Source organism: Paenibacillus dauci (genome assembly GCF_000971985.1).
Taxonomy (GTDB): Bacteria; Bacillota; Bacilli; order Paenibacillales; family Paenibacillaceae; genus Saccharibacillus; species Saccharibacillus dauci.
Window position 1 is genome coordinate 104661 of record NZ_KQ040798.1, and the last position, 22983, is coordinate 127643.

A 22983-nucleotide genomic window follows, 5' to 3' on the forward strand; every position below is an offset into this window, starting at 1 on the left:
GCTTTCTATTACCCACAGAGACAGCAATTATCCCACTTTTGTGAAAACGTACACATATTTGTATCTTTCGGAGCAGAAAAACAGTCCATACAGGGATTACAGACGCAGATTCTCCACTACTGCGCCTATAGCAAACTATACATATCGATTATTTTATAACAAATAGCCCTTTCCCGGTAAACGGAGAAAGGGCTATGATTACTTCTGTATACGATAGACGCAGCATTGTCCACCTTTTGCAATACATTCGGTACGCGTGACTTTGGCACCCAGCAGTGTCTCGAATAACTCCTGCTCACAGTGACAGGCAACATTATATTGATCGGCTACCCGGTTAATGGGGCAGTTAAATTCATATATCGTAAATTCATCCGGCCGAGTCTGTTCATAACTTGCCATATACCCGCTGTTCTGCTGAATATCCGTTAACGTAGCTACCCGCTCACCAAGCGTCTGCTGTTCCATCAGCGGCTGATAACGGCTCAACAGTTTGCGTTTGCGACCTTCGAATACCCTGGCAATATCTTCTTCATCCAATTCATCCAGCAAATCAATCGCCAGTTGATGATAATTATGCGGAAAGTACTCTTCTGCCTGCTCGCTGAGACGAAAGCGCAGATAAGGTCTTCCGGTCGGAATCTTCACTGTCTCCGCCAACAGCATTCCTTCCTGCTCCAGAGCCTGGATATGACGTCTGACCGCCATTTCGGTAAGATTCAGTTCCCTTGCCAGATCCGAGACGCTCGCCGGGCCCCGGGTTTTTAAAATCATCATGATTGTACGCCGGGTCGACGGCTCCTGGTTGGATTTCATTCCCTGACCCCCTTGCATCAAAATAAAAAATGACCCTGTTCGCTGTTGTCAGCGACAAGGGTCACATCATCCCTTTAATAATACCGTTATTGTAGCTTATCCGGCTGGGGATGTAAATTTAAAACTGTATAAAAGCAGCAGATTTCACCCATTTACACATAGATCAGGAGGATGTGGAAGTACCCAACTCCTGATCAAGATAGCTGCTGACCTGTCCGATAAAGGTATGCAGAATCTCGGGCATTACCGGTGTCAGCGCATGAAGTTCACCACGTGGCCAGTCATAATAATCCTGAACCAGTGGACGACGCAGACGAACCAGTTCCATCAGCTGTGCAGCTGTATCCGGGTCTACTACTTTCTCGTCACGCATAATATCTACAATATCCTCATAGCTGCTGGCATCGCGCATAATGAATCCATCGATCAAGTAGCTACCGATATCTGTTACACATTCTACCGCCAGGTGAAGTGCCCGTTCCTGTACCATGCCAGAAGTCAGGCTGCCATCCCAGGCTGAAGCCACCTGTGTCAATGCTGTACGGACTTCATCCAGCGCATGAATACGACGCTCGATCTGTTCACGATTTACATAATACATGGTGAAGCACCGCCTTAATATTCGTAGTCGACAGCGATCGTTGATTCTTTGACCGTAGCGATATAATCAATTACTTTAACATGCTCGGGGTGAACCTGATAAGCCTGCAGTCCGTCCATATCATCAAATGTAGTAATCAAAGCTACATCATAGGAACGCTCACTGCGAATCAGATCGATCCCTACTTCGATGGAACGAAGGGATTCTACTTTGCCTTCCAGATTACGCAATTTGGACACGGCAGTATCAATAACGGCTGGGGAAGCTTCTTTGAATTTGAACAATACAATATGCTTGATCATAACAAGAATGTCTCCTTTGGCTAATGGGATTCCATTCCAGCATGCGGTTCACCGGAATATGTACTTTATTATGGTATCATATTCCGCCCAGATTTATTACACGAAATCTTTTATATCCTTTTGTAGAGAAAAACCCATGCTTTTATAACGAAAAGCGTACTAATGAAGTCAGCAGAAAAACAGAAAATAATATAAAATACGACCAGACAAACATGATGAACAACAGCAAAAGGAACCTCTTTAAAAGAGGTTCCTGATTGACTTTATTGAGTTATTTCCCGGTAAGATTATACCGAGTTGCAGCAAGTTGTTTACCTGATACCGATTACTCGGCGCTTTCGCTGCCTTCAGCTGCTGGTGCGTCTTCCTCGGAGGAAGCTTCCACATCTTCTTCGGCTACACGTGGTACCGCTACGGAAGCGATAATCTCTTCCGGACTGGAATCCAGGGTAACACCGGATGGCAGTTCTACATCACCGGCTGTAATGCTGTCACCGATTTCCAGTTTGGAGATATCTACAGTCAGGATACTTGGCAGATCTTTTGCAAGACCAGACAGTGCCAATTCAGTGGTCTGATGCTGGAATACACCGCCTGCTTTGGTACCAGCAGCTGTACCATGGAAATCCAGTGGTACACTAATGCTGATCGACTTGCTGGAAGATACCTGCATAAAGTCAACATGCAGAATGCGTCCTTCCTGACGCTGAATATCCTTGAGCAGCACCTGTACATCTTTGCCGCCGTCCATTGTCAGCGAGAAGATATCTGCTCCACCGCGGCGAGCCTGTGCCTGCAGCTGCTTGCTGTCTACATGTACCGGTACGCTACCCAGATCGGGTCCATATACTACGCCAGGTGTGCGCCCTTGCTCACGAAGCTCACGGATGGCGGAATGTTTTGTTGCTTCACGTTTTTCGGCTTGAATTTTCGTATTAGTACTCATAAGTATTGACCTCCCTAAATTATGAACGATATTTGCTATATACATAGTGCAATCGATCCAGCGATAGAGCTACTGGTCATTATTCTTATGTACCCGCATAGACAAGATTTGTATCACTTTGCCGAATTTTTTTGAAGATCGGAAGCTTGGAGGCTTGTGTTTTGTAGGGTTCTTTTACTTTCCACTCCTTCTTAAAATGGTGAATCTATTTGATGATAACTGAATAAATAAACACTGCCTATGCATCAGCTTCAAAATATGTTGTAAGAATTCCTTCGATGCTGGTCTTTTTCACGCTGGATATAGATAGTATTAAACAGACAGTTAATAAAATTTAAAATAACCTTTTGCAATCTAATTACGATCAATTAATAGATCCATTTTCCTCCTCCCCTGCCAATAAACATTTATTGTCGGACATTAATACTCAGGTTTATGTCATTTTGTATCCAAGACAAAATAAAGTGTTAAATTTCCTTTAAGAATGGCAATTATTTTAGTAAAAGTCTTCTTGAAACAAGCGTCCGGGTGTTGTAGGATGTTGAAAGGACCATAAAACCACCTGCACAAATATGAATAATTATTTATCGGAGGAAATATGCCTAATCAACCAGAACGACATTTTATAGAGGCGTGGTCTCTGATCAACCGTAAATACCTCGGCAAGGGTGTCCGCGTCAAGAGATTCCGCAGACCTACACGCTGCCAGGTCCGCAATCGCGTTTTACTGGCTGTACTGATGGTGAAGGATATTAAATTATCCGAGCTTGCGGAACGGTTATCGGTCTCATCACGCAGTGTTAGCGCCTGGGTCTACGAAGGCCGTTTACCGGGCAAAGCCAATCTTGAAAAAGTTTGCCGGGAACTTGGATATCCTCATCATATCCTGTTCAATCAACAGGTCATCAATAACAGCCCGGTGATTTGCCAGCAAGCCCCGTCCCGTTTTATGAAACGGACAATTACCCGCTCACCAGTGCGTAATCATATTCTTACCGGCTTATGTATGGTCCATGATTTGTCTGTTACGGACGTGAGCCACTGGATCGGTGTTCATCCGGGAACCTTCCGCAAATGGCTGCATCAGGCTACTCTGCCATCACCTGCATTCCAGGAGAAAACGGAACAGTTTTTCCGCATTCCCAAATCCGTTTTGTTTGCTGATTGCGTGTTGGGAGAAGAAGTCGAACCCGAATTTGCAGAAATACAGTAATACGCAGAGGTGTCTATAGAGCCTTCTGTTCGGATAAAAAAGAAAGCCCCGTCCTTCACACCATTATGGGTGCCAGGCGGGGCTTTACTTGTCTGGACATTTAATGACACACCAACAATCGAATGCCTATCCGATATTTCTTGGTGGAGCCAAATAGATCATCGACAGTATCAGGCTTAGCTGGATATAACAGCTGGAGCTGATGTAGAATCACGCTGGATCAATTCGGGAGTATGAATCTTCTCTTCCCAGCTGCTGTTCCCGCTCATCATCTGCAGAATCATATCCGCGGCAGCTGTACCCAGTGCATGTTTGGGATGGCTGAGTGTAGTGAGTTTTACCTCTGTAGCTGTTGCCAGAAATGAATCATCAAATCCGACCAGTGACAGATCATCGGGTACGGACAAGCCTGCTTCACGGACAATCTGCAGTAGATTGATCGCCAATTCGTCGTTATATACAACCCAACCGGTTGCCCGATCAGGTGCCGATTGCCGAATCAGCTGACGGGTCTGTTCCATTGGAGCAATATGCTTGTCCTCGGTTGTATAGGTAAAGATCAGTGAAGGCTGCAGCGGAATCCCATATTTACGGTGAGCCGCTACAAATCCACGCATCCGCCGTACCCCCTGCATATCATCGGTTTTGAAGAAGCCCGCAATCTTGCGATGACCAAGCTCGATCAGATGCTCGGCTGCCAGGAATCCACCTTGCTCATCATCCATACGCAGACAGGGAGAATCCATCTCCTCATAGCTGGCATTAATCATAAGGTAGGGAATCTCGCGATTCTCCATCGTCAGGAAATAATTAAGATTGGCACTTCGTTCGCCGCTGCGTGTCGGTTCTACAATCAATGCAGCTGGACAGTGGTTCAGCATCATTTCCAGGCATTCTCGTTCCTTAACCGGATCATTCTCTGTACTTGCCAGCAGCAATCGGTATCCTTCGGCGCGTAGTCTGGTCTCAATCCCCTGTACAATCTGCGGAAATATATAATCGGAAATATACGTAGTAATCACACCTACAATTCGATTATCTTCCTGAGGCTTTACTGCCGGATCGGCTACAAATGTCCCTTTTCCCTGCATCCGATTCAACCAGCCTTCACGTACCAGCTCTCCAAGTGCCTGACGTACAGTCTGCCTGCTGACATTGAATTGATCAGCGATCTCATGTTCCGATGGCAGACGACTGCCCGGCAGCAATCGAGAAGAGTGAATCCAGGACAATATTTCATCTCTTACTTGTCTGTATTTTGCAGCCATGATTCCTCCGAACATATCAATTTGGATTTTATTCATTGAATATATACTTGAATTTCAATAGAGGAATATCTTATCCAATCGAATAAGATATCGCTTACATTTCCAAACAGCTCTACTTGTATGTATGACTCTTTGGATAGATTGCAATTAAAAATAGTTGTACATACATTTTAAGAAACTTTTGAAAGGATGTCCATGGCAATTCCCAACTTTGCTACGAAATCAGAAAATTAGATACATCCTTCTACAGGTAACGCATGCTAAAACGGCACATTCCTGTGAAAAGCAGGATGCGCCGTTTATTATTTATACAATTCGTAAAGGTAGCAGCAATGAAAGGATTTACTGCTGCGAAGGTGATCAAATACCAGGCTTACAATCAGGTATTGAACCAGCGGGTGATCAGCTGCAGCAGAATAAGCAAGCCGCCAAATTGCAGCGATGTCCGCAGAGACAGCCACAATAATCGCTGGTGATTCTGCAGGTTGCGCTTCTCACCCTTCATCTCGCTGTACATTCTGCACAGCGGCCAGGCAACAATCAGTACCAATATACCATAAATCGGAATCACACCGAAAATGGCGCACATAATGATACTCAGCAGAGCAAGCGACAACAGCACAATAGAGAAATAAAAGGATTTGGTCACTCCCCACCGAACGACCAGTGTACGTTTGCCCACCTGTTTATCTGTTTTCCAATGCAAAAAGTGATGATTAAAAAAGGTCAATGTCGTCAAAATACCCATCGGCAGCGACAAGATCCATAATCTCGGATCAAAATAACCCGTCTGCACGTAATACGATCCCATCACAGGGAAAATCCCGAATGATAGCAGATGTGCCATCTCGCTCATGCCTTTGCCGACATATCCATACCGTACAGGAGGCACCACATAAAATAGTGCCATAAAACAGCCGAGGCCTCCCAGTAACAGTACTCCCCAGCCGCTGAGCATATACAATATCACGGCACAGATCAGCGCAACTGCAAGTACACACCACGAGACAATCTCATAGCTACGCTCACTCCATTTACCGGAGGTAAGGTAACCCGAATCCGTCGAGATCGCCTCATCCGATTCAAAAGCAGCTTTGTCTGCTCCGCTGCGATAATCCCATAGATCGTTGATCATCATGGAGAAAATATGCGCGGCACAGGCTCCTATCATCGTAATTAATGCAATCCATACATTAAACTTTCCGTTCCACACCCAGGCTGCCAGCGTCCCCTGTATGATACAGATCGCCATCAACGGGACAAAGTGCATTCTTGAAGCCTGCCGAAACTCCTGCCATTTATTCATTATATTCCACCTTTCTATTCTGACCATGCGCGGCTGTTCCATAACCCAAAATGCTTTCATAACAGCTGTATATCATGTAATCATCCTTTTCAAAACAGGCTGTTTGCTGGATATGTATATAACGAATCGGTCTACAGCTACATGCATCATTAAACAGCTTGTTAAATGAATAAACGTCAAGCCAACTTTAGAGAGAAAAATAGAAAAAGACAGCATCACCAGAATGCTGTCTCGGGAAGAACGAAGAAGCCCTTTTTCAACCAATATGACGGCTTAAAATATCGATAATGTCCTGCTTGCTGCCAGCGTTCAGCAGTTCTGCACGGAATTCGTCATGGATTAACTTGCGTGACAGAGCGACCAGAATCTGCAAATGTTCATTACCTGTATTCGCTTCGGGTACACCGATCATAAAAGCCATCACTGCCGGCTGGTCATCCAGCGACTCCCATTCTAGTGGCTGCTCAAAACGGGAGAAAGCGAGTACGGCACGCGCTACACCTGCTGATTTGCCATGAGGAATAGCTACACCAAAGCCGATACCAGTCGAACTCTGCTGCTCGCGTGCTGTCACAGCTTGTACAAAAGCAGACGTATCGGTAACTGCTCCAGCAGCATGCATACCTTCTGCCATTTGCTGAATGGCCTCTTCACGTGTAGTGGCATTTGAAGGGAGGAAAATACTGTCCATGCTCAACAGTTCACGGATATTCATCGGGTTAGGCTCCTTTGGGCTAGCCATTATACGGCTTGTCTGAAATGATGGAATGGGGAGAAAGCTTCTAATTTGTATGGATAGCGGCCGGCTGTTTGTTATACCGACCGCCTGTGTGTTTTACGCTTATGCAGTTGCTTTGCGTTTGAGCAGCAGTACCATTAGCGCGGTTACAATTGTACCGATCGCAATGGACAGTACATAGTATCCCAGGTTATCGATCGCATTCGGGATAAGGAGTACAAATATGCCTCCATGTGGTGCATGCAGTCCACAGCCAAACAGCATGGACAAGCCACCTGCTACTGCCGAACCGACCATAAAGGAAGGGATAATCCGGATCGGATCGGCCGCTCCAAACGGAATCGCACCTTCGGTAATAAAGGATAGACCGAGTACGGAAGCTACCTTGCCTGCTTGGCGTTCTTCTTTGGTAAAACGATTTTTGGCAATGAGCGTAGCCAGCCAGATACCCAGCGGAGGTGTCATACCTGCTGCCATTACAGCTGCCATTGGTGTGAAAATCGAAGCACCCAGCAGACCTACTGCAAACGTATATGCCGTTTTGTTAAATGGACCACCCATATCAAGCGCCATCATGGCTCCGAGAATTGCGCCCAGCAGTACGGCATTACCTGCGCCCATGTTGGTCAGCCATGCTGTCAGTTGCGCCAGGATCCATTGAATTGGTTCGCCAATAACGTAGACCATCAGCAGACCGATAATCAGAACAGACAATACCGGAACAATCAGAATTGGTTTGAGACCTTCAAAGTTTTTGGGCATTTTGATATTTTTGATTAGCCAGTGTGCTACATATCCAGCGATAAAACCGGCGATAATACCACCGATGAAGCCTGCACCCATATCCTTGGCGAGTACCCCACCGACCAGACCAGGAGCCAGACCCGGCTTACCGGCAATCGAGAATGAAATGAAACCGGACAGGATAATAACCATCAGTCCCATGGAAGCGCCACCAATAGTAGACAACGCTGCTCCGAATGAACCTTCTACCTGATCCACGCCACCTTTGGTAAAGGCAAACAGGAAGGAAAATGCGATGATCAATCCACCTGCAATAACGAGTGGCAGCATATTGGATACGCCGTTCATCAGATGCTTATAGAACATGTTCTGCTGCTTGCCGCCTCCGATCACTTCTTCTGCACGAGCAGGAGCGGTACCATTGGAGGCTTCCAGATTCAGTGCACGTGTAATCAATTCACCCGGAATTTTGATTCCCTGTGCGACCGGTACACGAACCACAGGCTTACCTGCGAAGCGTTCTTCATCCACATCGGTATCTGCGGCTACGATAATAGCATGAGCTTCGGCAATCTCCTGGGCAGTCAGCCCATTCTCTACTCCTACAGCACCACGCGTCTCTACCTTGATTTCGATATCCCGTTCTCTAGCCGCTTTGGCCAGCGATTCGGCGGCCATATACGTGTGGGCAATACCTGTCGGACAAGCGGTAACAGCCAGTAATTTTTTCATGTTCATATCCCCTTCTGTTCATATCATTCATGGACACACGGAACCTATCGATTATATGCTCATCTATTAATTGTTAACCGCTCACTCAGACCACAATCATATCCATACCCATTCTGCGAAGTTCATTTACAACCTGTACTGGTGCTCCCCCATCAGTAATGCAGTAATCGATATCCGTCAAATCGGCAAACTTGGCATAAGCGATACCACCCAGCTTGCTGTGATCAGCAAGCAGAATCACCTGCTTGGCAATATCGATCATTTTGCGTTTGATCGCTGCCTCCGTCAGATTCGGCGTGGTAATACCTTCTCGGAGATTCAAACCATTGGTTGCCATAAATGCTTTGTCGACTCGCACCATATCCAGCGCACGCTCTGCCATCGGTCCTACAAAAGCCTGTGTATCCGGTCTTAGCAGTCCCCCGATAATCGATAGCTCGATATTGCGACAGTCCTTGAGTTCCCCCAGTACAATAACCGAATTGGTAATGACCCGAATACCTGACCGATGTCTCAATTCTCTCGCAAGCGGCAGTGTGGTTGTGCCGGAATCCAGTAATATGGTATCTCCCTGGTTGACCATTTCGGCTGCTTTGCGAGCAATCCGTTCTTTCTCTTCACGGTAGGAATCTTCCTTCTCTCCCATATTAGGCTCAAAGTTTACACTTTGCAGGGAGACCGCTCCTCCGTGGGTTCTTTTCAACAATCTGGCATCTTCCAGTTCCTTGAGATCGCGCCTTACGGTCGAATCGGATACTTCAAATGCTTCACCCAGTTCTTGTACGGATGCACGATGATTTTGACGTAAATACTCCACTATTTTATGCTTTCGTTCTTCTTCAAAAAGCACCGGGACATCACCGCCTGTCTGCTCGTTCCATTTATAATCATAACCTGTTGTATCGAGGCTGATCGTAGTATAGATGCGTGTTGATTACTTTTGATCATTTATGATCATCCTTGATTGATTATGATTATAATAGCGCTTTCATTACCTGTCAATAACATTATTTTTGTTTTTTTATCGTGTCATACAGCGGGCATCTGTATAGTGTATATCGTCCGCGGAAGCCTTTAAATTTACAGGCTTTAAGGCGATCTAAAAGATTATTTTTGGGCCTTTTAAACCACCAAACGGAAACATTCAATCACAAACGGTCATCACTGTACATTTTTATAAAATTGAGCTCATTCTTATTAAAAACCGCCTTACAAAGAAATGAAGATCGACATACCGATTTGACTGTCGATTTCTTTATTAAGCTGTCTATAATCGGTGCAGAAATAAAGCACTGGAACTTTTGAAGCCGGATAGCGTCTGAATAAGTATACAAATCATCATTTCCAAGGAGGCTCATCTATGAAATATACTTCAAAGCAAACATCAACAGATCCGGGTAAACAGCGACTCCCGCGTACATTAACTATTATTGGATTAACGGTTACGCTACTAGGTAGCAGCATGATTACTTCTACGCCTTCCCTTCTGCCTGTAAAACATGCAGAAGCAGCTACCAGCCAACAGACCAAGCAGGCGGATACCTCTTACAATCTATTTATACAGCGTCTACAAAAACCCGCTACTATTGGATGGGCACGGGCGACGCTCGTAAACCGAATCGATGAATTCACACCAGCCCAGGCCACACTGGCGGTCCTCAAATTGGAAAATGCCTACAACCGTTACTGGACAACCGCTATGGAGCAGCTAATAGAGCCCAATCTGCAGCAGGCGATCAGTGAGATTTCCAAACCAGGCATGACCATGCTCACTGCGGCTGGCCAGGTCAAGAAAAAGGAACATCGACTGATTCTAACGGATCTGGCTTATATGGGCTACAAATTGGAAGTTACAGAAGGCACCTATCATCCAGTTGTAGATTATAAAAGCTTCAAGGTGTTCAATCCTTATATCAAACCGGATATCCGGGATTACATCAATATCATGGCTGCCGAAACCGATCAGCCAACCAGCGAGGATGCGGGTCTCATCATCGGATGGGATGAATTGCTAAATCGTACACTGGCTATGGAAAAGTTCCTGAATACGTATTCTTCTTCCAATCGTAGAATGCTGATGCAGGAATGGTATGACCGTGGGCAAATGTATGTCTTTCACGGAATAGAGAATACACCACTGTTCGAATATGGAACGCTCACGATTGATCCGGAAGCGAGCAGCGCTTACCATAATGCTTTGTCCAGTCATACTGAAGTGGAGATCAAAAACAGCCAGCTCCTGACTCATTTGCAAACCTATCTGCAATTGATTGAAAAGAACGGCGGCAAAAATTCACCCGAGATCGTGAGCTTTCTAAAACAATACTCTCTTTGATTGTAATTCCTTGTTCGGGGCTTATCATTCATATCTGTAATTTATGATGCGCTGCTGAACACCCCATTAATATATTTAATTTTCAAAAAAATAAAATGATGTAAACTTTATTATCTTTAAAATAAACGAAAAAATAGAATAATTCACATCAATAGAGGTATTCTCATTTTTTTGCGTTTATTTACTATGTGGAATTGATTTCTATATATTTTATTGCAAACTTTACAGTTAATTATTTTACCTAATATGTAATAAAAATTGACAATAGAGAAACCTGTGTTAAGCTTAAGTTAGTCAGACACATACCTATCAAATATCGTAAACGACGGATTAGAACGATGATCGACATCTCTGAATCCGTCTTTTTTTATGGGTATTTTACTAACGAATACCATTTGCAACATACCCAGGAGGCAACTAATTGAGTAATCTAATCGAACTACATGCACGTACCCACGAACAGAAATCCCAGAACAAAAACCTGAGAAAAGAAGGCCGTATTCCAGCGATTGTATATGGTAAGGATTTTGGTAGCCGCTCTGTAAGTGTTGGTGAAAAAGCTCTGTTGCTTGCCATTAAAGAAAATGGACATGCTATCCTTAATGCCAGCATACCGGAGATTGGCAATAAGCCAGTGGTCATTCAGAATATCCAGCGGGATGCTTTGACTAATAAAATTATCCATCTTGATTTTCATCAGTTGAATATGAACGTTACTATGGATTCTATGGTCACTATTCATTTCGTCGGCGAACCGGCAGGCGTAAAAGCCGGCGGCAGTCTGCAAACGGAATTGTATGAAATCGAAACGCGTTGCATGCCTGACAAACTGCTGAGTTCCTTTGAAGTGGACATCAGTGGTATGGAAATTGGCGATAGCCTGCTCGTATCCGACCTGCAGCTTCATGAAGGCGTAGAAGTTCTATCCGAGCCGACCGCTGTTATGATTCGTGTAGCTTCACAGGTACAGGCAACTGAAGAAGCAGTAGAAGAACCTACGGCATAATGCAATTATCTATATGCTAATCGGCTTTGCATAAACAAGCACCTCCCAGTGTTCTCCATCGTATCTGACAGGAGAATTCGGGAAGTGCTTGTTTTTTGTCGTACATCGGTATGTTCAGCAGCATATAAGACATACGCCTTGGCAGAATCGAGAAGATTTATTTTATATTCTATTCAAGATCTGTTACTGGTGTCTGCACATCTTCATTAACAATCCCAATCATAAATCCGTCATAACCCTTGCTGCCTAGCGTCTGTATAGCTGTAGCGGTAATACGCGGTTCGTCTGCCAGCATATCATAAAATGTCCGTACCCCTTTGATACGTGGATCACTGCTGTGACGGTTGATAATTTCTCCTTCACGAATCACATTGTCGCTAAAAATAACCGTACCCCGCCGGGAAAAGTGCAGTGCCCATTTCAGATAATGGGGATTATTCGGTTTGTCCGCATCAATGAAAATAAAATCAAACGGCTCTATCTGTTCCTCCTCAAGCCGGGCCAGCTGCTCCAACGCATCTCCCTGTCTCAGTTCGATCTGCGGGGTAACACCTGCAAGCTCAAAATTGGCCCGGGCTGTATTGGCATGATGCTGATCCAGCTCCAGGGTAACAATTCTACCGTCTGTCGGCAGTGCATGTGCCATCCAGATCGTGCTGTACCCACCCAGTGTACCAATCTCCAGTATACGACGTGCGCCGGACATGCGAATCAGTAGCTGCAAAAACTGACCCTGAACCGGAGACACATCAAATGGCGGCAAATCTGCCTGATAATTATTGTCCCGTACCTGCTGCATCACCGGATCGATGAGAATCAATTTCTGCTCTACATAATGGTCTACTTCGCTCCACTGATGTTCATGATCTGTCGAATATCCAATACTCATGATAATCGCTCCCCTATACTGTTATTGTCGAGATCAGCATACCGGACAGTATTTCGATCATTTTTCCTGACATGCTTCTAATCTCTACTACCAGCATAACGCTTGTAAAATGATAAATATAATATATCTTTATTAATTATTCATATATATAGGTTATGATTAATAGATCAGCGACTGTAGTTATACTCAATAATTATCTTCCAGGGAAAGGAGTATCTCCAATGAATCTGCATGCACTTCGTTTATTCCATACTATCGCAGCTACCGGTAATGTGACGCGCGCTGCTGAACAGCTCAATATTAGTCAGCCTGCGATTACCGCTCAGATCAAAAAGCTGGAAAAAGAACTCCACCTTCAGCTGCTGCAGCCGATGGGTCGCGGGATTTCCCTGACAGCTGCTGGAAAAGATATTGCCAGTATGGCGGCTCGGCTGTTTGCAGTAGAGCAGCAGATCGAGCAGTTTTGTAAGCAGTACGAACAGGGGATCACCGGACAGATTACTCTGGCAGCGACTTATCTGCCCTCGCACTTTCTGCTGCCGGGCTGGCTATCCCGTTTCAAACGGCAGTACGAAGATGTGGAATTGACCATTCATACGACCAACTCGGCCGATGCATTGCATATGCTGACCCATGTGCAGGTTGATCTGGCGATCTACGGCGGTGTACCAGAACGTGCCAATGAATGGATTGATATGGAGGAGCTTTTTCGGGATGAGCTGTGGTTTGTCGTAGCGCCGGATCATCCGTTTGTCGATCGGCATATTTCACTGGCCGAGATGATGCAGCAGCCTTTTGTGATGCGGGAACAGGGCAGCTCTACACGCGAGCGTCTACTGTCTCTTTGCCGCACCTATAATCTGGCAGCACCGCGTATTACACTGCAGTTCAATGGACTGCATGAAGCGATTGAAGCGGTTATTGCCGGTTATGGAGCCAACTTTGTCTCTTCCGTGATTGTGCGAGAAAGAGTCAAACGCGGCGAATTATGCCGTGTGTATGTAGATGACGTTCAGCTGCATAATACGATTGCTGTCTGCACACGCAGTCAAGAGCCGCTTTCTGCGGCAGCCCGCCATTTTATCGAATTGGTTCGGGAACATCCTTTTTAAAAATGAACCAAAAAAAATCTCCCGGCACCTTTTATCCAATCGGATATCGGTGTACGGGAGATTTTATTTTTTAGTATTATGCAGCTGTTTTCTTGGTTTCAGTCATTTTTTGCTGTACTGATTTTTTCCAGATACCCAGCACCAGTGCAGAGATAACAGCACCGATAATAACTGCCAGCAGGAATAACATTGCCGCTACGAGGTTGCTGCCACTTCCGTTGTTCGCCAGGGCAGCTACGAAGATACCGCCGTGTGGAGCCGGCAGATTGATATGCCAGAACTGGGTCAGACCGCCTGCTACAGCAGAACCAATAATACATGAAGTCAGTACGCGCAGCGGGTCAGCTGCCGCGAATGGAATCGCACCTTCGGTGATGAAGGACAGACCGAGTACATAGTTGGTTACACCGGATTTGCGTTCTTGCTCAGTGAATTTATTTTTGAAGAAGGTTGTAGCCAGGGCAATTGCCAGTGGAGGCACCATACCCCCTGCCATAACAGCAGCCATCATCAGACCATTTGTATTGCCACTGGAAGTGAATACACCGATAGCAAACGCATAGGCTGCCTTGTTGAAAGGTCCACCCATATCGATTGACATCATACCGCCCAGGATCAGACCGAGAATAATTGCATTACCAGTTCCCAGATTGTTCAGTACATCAACAAGCCAAGTGTTAATCCATCCGAAGATCGGATCGAATAGATAGAACATAATTGTACCGGTAATTAACAGACCCAGTACAGGGTACAGAAGAATCGGTTTTAATCCGTCAATGGCTTTGGGCAGACCGGCCAGCAGCTTGCGAAGACCAATAACTACATAACCAGCCAGGAAACCGGCAGCCAGACCGCCAAGGAAACCGGCATTGGAGTGAACGGCCATCAGACCGCCGACCATACCAGGCATGAGTGCCGGACGATCACCAATACTCATTGCGATAAAACCAGCCAGAATCGGAATCAGGAAGAAGAATGCGCCTTCTCCGCCACCGATTGTCTGCAGCAGTTGGAAGAGTGGATTGTTCTCACCTGCTGTCTGCTCGATCAGGAAGGAGATTGCCAGCAGGATACCACCACCGACAACGAACGGCAGCATATGGGAGATACCATTCATCAAGTCTTTGTAGATTTTGCTGCCTACGCTTGTTTTCTCCTGGGATGCTCCTGTTTCGCCGGACGATTTACCACCCGAGCTGCGGTATGTTGGCGCATCACCTTTCATGGCTTTGGTAATCAGTTCTTCGGTTTTGCGGATACCGTCGCTTACCGGTCTTTGCAATACAGGTTTGCCGTCAAAGCGATCCATCTCGACCTTTTTATCGGCTGCTACGATAACACCGCTTGCGCGACGAATCTCATCTTCAGTCAGAACGTTTTGTACGCCTTCGGAACCGTTGGTTTCTACGCGTATTTCCACGCCCATTTCCTGGGCTTTTTTGATCAGTGCATCTTCTGCCATAAAGGTATGCGCGATACCGGTAGGACATGCCGTAACGGCTACAACGAACGGCTGGCTTGCCGCATTGCCGGTCAGCATCTCACCTGCCTGCTGCTCGCGTGTATTTTCTTGCTGCTGTTCGCTGGCTTTGGCTGCTTCCGCTTCTTTGGCTGCCTTCGCTGCTTTTTTCGCTTCTTCTTTGGCATCGGCTTCTGCCTGCTTCTCATCGAACAGGGTAGCGACTTCATCCGGTGTCTGCGTATTCATCAATTGGGCAATGAAATCGCTATCAATGAGCAGCTTGGACAATGCAGCAAGTGTACGCAGATGGGTGTTCGCTGCGCCTTCCGGAGCTGCGATCATAAAGAACAGATGCGCCGGTTCACCGTCCAGGGATTCATAATCAACGCCACGCGGGCTTTTGGCAAATACAACCGTTGGTTCATTTACTGCTCTGGTCTTCGCATGCGGCATTGCGATGCCGCCGCCAATACCCGTACTGGATTCCCCTTCACGTTTCAGGATCATTTCCTTGAACAGGATCGGATCGTTAATGCGGCCGCTCGACGTCAGGCTGGCGATCAGCTCATCAATAGCAGCTTCCTTTGTTACCGCCTGCAGGTCCATGATCATGACCTCTTTGATCATCAGGTCTGTAATTCTCATTGTGTACACTCCCTTAATGTCAATCATCCTCTGCCGCTGTACAGGCGGCGGAAGATGTTAATATGAATACTTTTTAGACTTTGTTAATACTTACCTGTGGCAATAGTTCATCAATCTTGGCACGATCGGCCAGATCATCGGAGAATGCAGTCGCACTGCCCGAGGCTACTCCTGTACGGAAAGCTTCCAGTGGATCACCATTCAATACTAGCGTACCGACAAATCCACCGATCATCGAATCGCCTGCACCGACCGAGTTTTTCACCTGTCCCATGGGAACATTGGCATGATAGACTTCGTCAGCCGTGATAAACAAGGCCCCTTCGCCTGCCATGGAAATGAGTACGTTTTTGGCTCCTGCTTCCAGCAGCTTGCGTCCGTAGGTAACGATTTCTTCACGAGTGCTGATCGTTACGCCAAACAGTTCAGCCAGCTCATGATGATTTGGCTTCACGAGAAGCGGACCATGCGGCAGAGCTTCCAGCAGTGCCTTGCCTGTCGTATCAATTACGAACTCGGCACCAGCCTGATGGCAAACTTCGATCAGACGATCATAGAAATCGCTGCCGAGTGAAGGTGGTACACTACCGGACAATACGAGCACATCACCTTTGGTAAGAGTGGACAATTTGCTCACCAGCTGATCTGCTTCTGCTGCTGTAATAGCAGGACCCAGACCATTGATCTCGGTTTCATCGCCGTGCTTGAGCTTGACATTGATCCGTGTATCGTCGGCAATTGTAACAAAATCCGTCTTGATGGAATCCTGCTGCAGCTTGTCTTCAATATAACGACCGGTAAATCCGCCGAGGAATCCAATCGCTGTATTATCCGCACCGAGTTGATTCAGGATACGGGATACATTGATTCCTTTTCCGCCGGGAAGCTTCAGATCACGTTTCATACGATTCAAATCGCCAAGCTTGAGTTCGTCCACTTCCACGATGTAATCGATAGAAGGGTTGAGTGTCACTGTGTATATCATAGTTATCCCTCGATTATTTTAGTTTTATTCATGATGGTCGGGCGCGAATGTTCCGGCACCGATTCGGTAATAAGTACAGCATCATCCAGATCCAGCAGTTTGGCAAAAGTAACTTCGCCGATCTTGCTCGAATCAGCAAGCACATACGTATGAGCAGCCAGTTCGTGAGCACGACGCTTAATCATGGCTTCTTCCGGATCAGGCGTCGTATAGCCCATATCCGCGTCTACACCATTTGCTCCCAGAAAACATTTGTCAAACCGGAAGTTATCTATATTTTGCAAAGCCATACTGCCGATCACTGCCTTGGTATGAATCTTCATCATACCGCCAAGCAGATAGCTGCGAATTCGCTTGCTGACAAGCGCTTCGACATGAGACAGACCATTGGTCACTACGGTAACATCCTTGGCTTCAATATAAGGTATCATCGCCAGGGTCGTAGTACCTGCATCCAGATAGACACATTCGCCATCTTCAATCTCATGAGCAGCCAACCGGGCAATTATACTCTTTTGGTGAACGTTTGTGAATGTTTTTTCTTCCATGCCGGGTTCCTGCGTTTTCTGATTCAGCAGTGTGGCGCCCCCATGGATACGCTTGAGCAGCTGGCGTCCTTCCAGGTCGATCAAATCGCGTCGTATCGTTGATTCAGAAGCTCCAAGTACATCAACAAGCTCCTGCAATTTGACGATACCACGTTCCTGTAAGCGCTCTATAATCAGATTGTAGCGTTCCTCTGTAAGCATATTCATTCCTCCAACTGCTTTTAATACTACCACAATGCTGACAAAAAACAATCACTCTCCTTCAAAAATATTCAAAAAGTTTCACGGTTCGACGTTTTTCGTTCACAATTTTGAACACAAGGAAAAAACTTACACTTTACTATGTATTTATCGGCAGAAACTGAGGTAATTCATAGTTTTATATACAAAAAAAGCCAACAGCAGCAGCCGTCGGCAATTGTAACCTATAGAAGCAAAAGGATGAGGCAATGAACTTTGATAAAGATCTGCTCATTATGAAAAAACAAACAGCAGACAGTCTCCCATTCCGGAGAACAAGTTACAGGTTCTGCCGTTAATTGTCCCATTATATATTCCGAATTGCTATACAAATAGCGAGATCAAAGTGCCCCATTTTTTTATTTTGCCTGAATACTCGCAAGAGAATCGTAGGCGAGCGGGTTGAACAATCCGCCTTCTTCTCCGACTGGTTGGTTCATGCGGAAAATATAACCTTGCTCTCCCTTCGGTTCCCAAACGACATAATTTTTCAGCAGCTTTTCATTACCCGCTTGCAGGAACAGAGGTGCATTGGTCAGCGGTTCTCCGATGGTATCACCGCTGTATTCCCGTACTTCACTCGTTGCAGCCAGCTCCTTTTTGCCCTGTTGGCGGAGTTCGTCCAGATTGAAGTCTGCCGGAAGTGTTTCAATCTCGGCATAGTATTCAGGATTGGATTTCAAAAATAGACGATTATTCTTCAATTGAAGCTCTTCATATACATATAGTGAATAACCCTCTCCCTCTGTCAACACGGCACGATGCTTGCTCAGTTCGCCATTAATCAGCATTTCATTAGTCTGGGTCTGTGGACGCTCGGCAGATGCAGATTCACTATTGTCCTGTTGTACTTCCATACCAGCTTCTCCGGATTGTTCCCCACTGGTGTTGCCAGTCTCTTTGTCCGATGCTGCTGGATCGGCTGTGCCGGAATCTGCTGCAGGTGGTGCAGGAACTGGCGCCGATGCCTTTTCACTGCATGCGGTGAGTGCTGTACTCAGCAGCAGCGCAGACAGTCCTATCGTATACAAATGGTTGATTTTCATCTCTATTTCCTCCTTGTGTGGCTATTCCTGACTGTGCCCTGATCCATGTGCAGACAGGTGTATATAAAGAAAGACACTTCAAGGCAGCGAAAAGTTACACTTTTTATTATTTGCCTTGTTCATCTTATATGGACAACCCGAATACAAGCATGCCAAAAAGACATACACAGAGATATGTCTTGATGGATAATACCTATATTATTTTAATTCTAATTACCGTTTTGTGGTCAGGACAGCAAAGCCAACTGAGCAAAAATATCTGCTTTACCGATCCTGTCCCTGATAGCGAAAATGACTAAAATCCGCATGACTTCCTCTGAATTGATACATATCATGGGCAGCAATGCCTACAAAATTGCCTGTGAAGCCACCCGACAGAAAATGGATATTTTCCGGCGCATACAGCGGCTGCCAGTTCGGCTGATCAGAAGCTGTACCGATGCCATAATAGAATTGTGCCTGCGTCTCATGGACCTCCACACCCAAATGAACCACACCTTGATCCGGAATTACAATATATTCCGGGAGCAGACTGAACTGATCGGCAGCGCACTTCATCAGACGGATCACCCTGCGATGGTCTTCACGGCTCACATACGCATAGAGATAATTGTCTTCATTTAGATAAAGCAGCAGCCCGGCCATTTGTAAATACTGCTGTGGATCATACTCAAGCGCAGTCTCTGCACGGAAATGCTTATCCTGCTGGCGTAAGGCAAGCAGATGATGGTGGAACAGGGTCTGGATTGACTCACCGGCTGTCAAACGTAGATAGCCAGGTCTTGCCGTCAGAGAACACCAACTCTCATCTGCGAGAATACGCAGGGTATTCCACTCCGGTCGCAGCTGTTGACTGTCAAAGGAATCTTCGAATGTCCACTGTGACTTCTGTGCAGCAGGGTCGCTAGCAGCCGTCGATGCTGTAGTTCCATTAGCTTCTCTTAAATCGGCTGTTGTATCTGCTGATTGGTCTGTATGATAGCTGCGCGGAGCAGCAATTTGCACATGAGGCAGATGACCACCACCCGTCAAACGCAGCCATCCCTGCTCATCCCAGTACACCTGCTGCAGAGCTGTCTCTCTGCCCAGGATCGCATACTGTCCTTCTACCGGGCGGGTACACAGGTGAGCCATATACCATTCTCCATCAGGTGTCTCGACCAGACTGCCGTGTCCTGCACATTGCAGCGGCCAGTCGGGATGACTGCTGGAGGTCATCATCGGATTATGCGGATCGACTTTATACGGACCGAGCAGTTCTCTGGAGCGTGCTACTGTCACCGAATGTCCGCTGCCGGTACCTCCCTCGGCCGTGATCAGATAGTAATAACCATCCTTTTTATAAATATGCGGAGCTTCCGTTTTCTTGAGCGGGGTACAGTCAAACAGTTTGACTGGCTCGCCGATCAGTCTGCCCTGCTCATGATCATATTCTTGGATAACAATGCCGCTGGATTTATTACCTTCGGTGATCCGGTAATCCCAGAGTGCGTTAAGCAGCCATTTCCGTCCATCGTCATCATGAAAGAGAGAAGGATCAAATCCACTGCTGTTCAGATATACCGGCTCGGACCAGGGGCCACGAATATCAGGGGCTGTAATCAGATAATTGTGATCATCTTTGAAAGGACGTTTGGTGCTTTTGACATCGGTATAGAGCAGATAGAACCGATCATCCCGATAGCTTAGCTGCGGCGCCCAGATGCTGCAGTTTTTGGGATTGCCTCTCAGGTCTACCTGATCAGTCAGAACATCTGTGCAATAGGTCCACTCTACCAGGTCACGTGATTCATATACCCTCACCCCAGGCAGCCATTCAAAAGACGAGACTACAATATAATACATCTCTCCTACCCGCAAAATACATGGATCCGGATTGAATCCGCGCAGAATCGGATTGATAATCATTTGCTGTGCGGTTTCTGCGATCGTCGTGTCTGCTGCTTTCATAAAGCACTTCCTTTCCGATTTTAGAAATTCCAGAAATGATCTCCGGCAAATATCCTCTCCTTCGCCCATTCCCCTGATCCATCGATCAGACAATCTGCCCATGTCACCCGATGGTTACGCAGCTGCTCTGCATGAATTGGATCATATTCCTGATACACTACCGTCTGTTCGTTGGCAGGCTTGTCCCAGTTATGCCACCCATCTGGATGAATATGCTCTCCCAGATGGCATTCCACCAGAATGGTACGTGCATATTCACGCCATGGACGACCCAGATAGACCGGCGCAATACCGGGATCACTTGTCATATAACAGCGGTACAGAACATAACCATGAGATTGATGCTCCGGCGTCGAAGCTGCTGTGATATAAGTGGATCGATTGCGATAATGACGCAGACTATGAATCTGGCAATGGTCAAAGTAAGCTGTTGCTCCGCCAAAAATAAAATCTACCGTGCCTTCGATATAACAATGCTCGTATAGCTGGCGATACTGGCTATGATGCTCACGAATCGGTATACCGCCGAATGACGCGCGTTCCCGTGGATGGGGCGGCAGTGGGCCGGTGAATAGTGTATCCTGGTGCCCCCGCAGCGTACATCCACGGAATACGGTACGATCACAATGCGCATACACAGCTACCACCTGTCCAATACCTTCCCCTTGTCCGGCAGAATTGGTGATCGTCAGATTCTCCAGTAACAGATTACGCCCACCCAAAAAGACAGTCGGCGTCGCAAAGGTACCTATAGGCGCACCATGCTCATCTTTTTCCATGGCATGCCGTGCTGCTGTAATCTCTACTCTGCCGAGTCCGATAATACGCAGATTGGAACGATAGATCTGTACAGACTCCTCATAGGTTCCTTCCAGAATACGGATCGTATCCATAGGTGGCAGAGAGGCGGTACTATATTCGGATCCAGGCTTATGCTGTCCGTTCTCCGCTGCATATTTGCCGGTCATAAAAGTATCGGGTTCCCTATTGACTGCAGCAGACTGTACAGTTTCTCGTAAAAGGTGACCGGCTCCCTGCTGCTGTGCTTCCTTTTCCAGATCATCCACGTTATCCAGCCCATCCACTGCCGCCTGAATAGTTGGATAATCGCAAAATGGCTGTCGCCCCACCAAAATGTCCATGGCTGTTCCTTTCTGTACCAATATGAATAATAATCCTGTATGTGAATTGATTGTATTGGTTCTTCTTATAGGTATTTCTGCAGAAACGACATCCATGCCGCTCTCATCTCGGCTGTCTCCATATGTCCGCCGCTGCCGATAAACGGCACCCAGTGTTCGGGATGTCCTGTCTCCTCATAGATCTGCTGGAGTCCGCTTGCCAGATGCTTCACTCCATCTACCGGACATAAACGATCATTACGCCCTACCAGACTCATGCGGGGACGCGGAGCGATCCATTGCTGAATATCCAGTGTGGAATAGTATTTTAGCAGACCCGGCACATAGGAATAGAAGCCATGATGATCCAGTCCGCGCCGATCTACAAGTGTCTGCGCATCCACTTGACCACAAATATCAACAGTAACTGTGATACGCTCATCCAGCGCCGCCAGCCACCAGGCCATTAGTCCGCCCATCGACATGCCGATCGTACCGATACGCGAAGCATCGATATCTTGCCGGCTGCACATATAGTCCAGCAGTCTGCGGTTATCATGGATCATCATGCCCCACAGTACCTGGCCTTTCCAGAGCATCTCCTTGACCGTCTCGCTCTCGGTTCTGCCGCCACGTTCATTGAAGCACCACATATCAATACAGCAGGCAGCATAGCCCATCCCGGTTAACACTTCGGCAAATGAGGTCTGCTGCAGATATGGACTGCTGCGCAGGAATTCGCGTTTACCATTGGTATAATCGCCGCCATGCGAGTGATTGAAAATGACCAATGGAAAAGGCCCCTCCCCTGAGGAAGGAACCGCCACATACGCTGGTACCTTTTCCATACCATTGAGATCCAGCAGCAGTGTCTCCAGCCGGTAGCCATCTCGCTCTTCCTGCCAAAGCAGTTCGCTGTCCAGTGTGTACTGCTCCGGCAGATCACCCAGTAGGGTGATTAGCTGATCTCTGGTCTTCAT

At 46.7% G+C, this 22983-nt stretch carries 21 protein-coding genes; 4 read left to right on the forward strand and 17 right to left on the reverse strand.

The window, feature by feature from the left end; translation table 11 throughout:
* Window positions 1-198 precede the first annotated feature (198 nt).
* From WH46_RS00515 to WH46_RS00530, 4 genes are all read right to left on the reverse strand, one after another.
* Window positions 199-813: a helix-turn-helix transcriptional regulator gene (locus WH46_RS00515; RefSeq protein WP_046225344.1), complete on the reverse strand. Its 615-nt coding sequence runs from the start codon at window positions 811-813 to the stop codon at window positions 199-201.
* Between the two features lie 163 nt (window positions 814-976).
* A complete protein-coding gene (locus WH46_RS00520; RefSeq protein ID WP_017813813.1) occupies window positions 977-1414 on the reverse strand; it encodes a DUF86 domain-containing protein in 438 nt (145 codons plus the stop codon).
* Between the two features lie 14 nt (window positions 1415-1428).
* Complete coding sequence (locus tag WH46_RS00525; RefSeq protein WP_017813812.1) at window positions 1429-1716, reverse strand: Dabb family protein; 288 nt, start codon at window positions 1714-1716, stop codon at window positions 1429-1431.
* A 325-nt stretch (window positions 1717-2041) separates the two neighbouring features.
* Complete coding sequence (locus tag WH46_RS00530) at window positions 2042-2662, reverse strand: 50S ribosomal protein L25 (RefSeq protein WP_017813811.1); 621 nt, start codon at window positions 2660-2662, stop codon at window positions 2042-2044.
* A 598-nt stretch (window positions 2663-3260) separates the two neighbouring features.
* Here WH46_RS00530 and WH46_RS00535 point away from each other — a divergent pair.
* Complete coding sequence (locus WH46_RS00535) at window positions 3261-3875, forward strand: hypothetical protein (RefSeq protein WP_017813810.1); 615 nt, start codon at window positions 3261-3263, stop codon at window positions 3873-3875.
* Between the two features lie 176 nt (window positions 3876-4051).
* Here WH46_RS00535 and WH46_RS00540 read toward each other — a convergent pair whose 3' ends face one another.
* From WH46_RS00540 to WH46_RS00560, 5 genes are all read right to left on the reverse strand, one after another.
* Window positions 4052-5143, reverse strand: coding sequence for a GntR family transcriptional regulator (locus WH46_RS00540; protein WP_046225345.1), 1092 nt, complete (start codon window positions 5141-5143; stop codon window positions 4052-4054).
* A 379-nt stretch (window positions 5144-5522) separates the two neighbouring features.
* Window positions 5523-6449: a prenyltransferase gene (locus WH46_RS00545; RefSeq protein WP_046225346.1), complete on the reverse strand. Its 927-nt coding sequence runs from the start codon at window positions 6447-6449 to the stop codon at window positions 5523-5525.
* A gap of 256 nt (window positions 6450-6705) precedes the next feature.
* Window positions 6706-7164 (reverse strand): PTS sugar transporter subunit IIA, encoded by a 459-nt coding sequence (locus WH46_RS00550; protein ID WP_046225347.1) that lies wholly within the window; start codon window positions 7162-7164, stop codon window positions 6706-6708.
* 126 nt (window positions 7165-7290) lie between these two features.
* Window positions 7291-8664, reverse strand: a complete 1374-nt coding sequence (locus tag WH46_RS00555; protein WP_017813806.1) for a PTS fructose transporter subunit IIC — start codon at window positions 8662-8664, stop codon at window positions 7291-7293.
* Between the two features lie 85 nt (window positions 8665-8749).
* Window positions 8750-9514, reverse strand: coding sequence for a DeoR/GlpR family DNA-binding transcription regulator (locus WH46_RS00560; protein ID WP_017813805.1), 765 nt, complete (start codon window positions 9512-9514; stop codon window positions 8750-8752).
* A 510-nt stretch (window positions 9515-10024) separates the two neighbouring features.
* On the opposite strand from WH46_RS00560, the gene WH46_RS00565 reads away from it, so the two are divergent.
* On the forward strand, window positions 10025-10999 hold the full coding sequence (locus WH46_RS00565) for a hypothetical protein (protein ID WP_046225348.1): 975 nt from the start codon (window positions 10025-10027) through the stop codon (window positions 10997-10999).
* 421 nt (window positions 11000-11420) lie between these two features.
* Window positions 11421-12005, forward strand: a complete 585-nt coding sequence (locus tag WH46_RS00570) for a 50S ribosomal protein L25 (protein WP_046225349.1) — start codon at window positions 11421-11423, stop codon at window positions 12003-12005.
* A gap of 169 nt (window positions 12006-12174) precedes the next feature.
* Here the strand turns inward: WH46_RS00570 and WH46_RS00575 are convergent, their stop codons facing one another.
* Window positions 12175-12894, reverse strand: a complete 720-nt coding sequence (locus WH46_RS00575) for an O-methyltransferase (protein WP_046225350.1) — start codon at window positions 12892-12894, stop codon at window positions 12175-12177.
* A gap of 221 nt (window positions 12895-13115) precedes the next feature.
* On the opposite strand from WH46_RS00575, the gene WH46_RS00580 reads away from it, so the two are divergent.
* Window positions 13116-14006 carry a LysR family transcriptional regulator gene (locus WH46_RS00580; protein ID WP_046225351.1) on the forward strand — a complete coding sequence of 297 codons (891 nt, stop codon included), beginning with the start codon at window positions 13116-13118 and terminating at the stop codon, window positions 14004-14006.
* Between the two features lie 76 nt (window positions 14007-14082).
* On the opposite strand, the gene WH46_RS00585 is transcribed toward WH46_RS00580, so the two are convergent.
* The 7 genes from WH46_RS00585 to WH46_RS00615 form a co-directional block, all read right to left on the reverse strand.
* On the reverse strand, window positions 14083-16113 hold the full coding sequence (locus WH46_RS00585) for a PTS fructose transporter subunit IIABC (RefSeq protein WP_046225352.1): 2031 nt from the start codon (window positions 16111-16113) through the stop codon (window positions 14083-14085).
* 73 nt (window positions 16114-16186) lie between these two features.
* Entirely contained in the window at window positions 16187-17098 is a 912-nt protein-coding gene (gene pfkB, locus WH46_RS00590; protein ID WP_046225353.1) for a 1-phosphofructokinase, read from the reverse strand.
* A gap of 2 nt (window positions 17099-17100) precedes the next feature.
* Entirely contained in the window at window positions 17101-17847 is a 747-nt protein-coding gene (locus WH46_RS00595) for a DeoR/GlpR family DNA-binding transcription regulator (RefSeq protein WP_046225699.1), read from the reverse strand.
* 398 nt (window positions 17848-18245) lie between these two features.
* The gene (locus WH46_RS00600; RefSeq protein ID WP_052714060.1) at window positions 18246-18932 is read right to left on the reverse strand and encodes a hypothetical protein; all 687 of its coding nucleotides are present in this window, start codon (window positions 18930-18932) and stop codon (window positions 18246-18248) included.
* Between the two features lie 264 nt (window positions 18933-19196).
* Entirely contained in the window at window positions 19197-20882 is a 1686-nt protein-coding gene (locus WH46_RS00605) for a glycoside hydrolase family 43 protein (RefSeq protein ID WP_197088239.1), read from the reverse strand.
* A gap of 20 nt (window positions 20883-20902) precedes the next feature.
* On the reverse strand, window positions 20903-22024 hold the full coding sequence (locus WH46_RS00610; RefSeq protein ID WP_069202828.1) for a pectinesterase family protein: 1122 nt from the start codon (window positions 22022-22024) through the stop codon (window positions 20903-20905).
* 65 nt (window positions 22025-22089) lie between these two features.
* Window positions 22090-22983: a dienelactone hydrolase family protein gene (locus WH46_RS00615; protein WP_046225354.1), complete on the reverse strand. Its 894-nt coding sequence runs from the start codon at window positions 22981-22983 to the stop codon at window positions 22090-22092.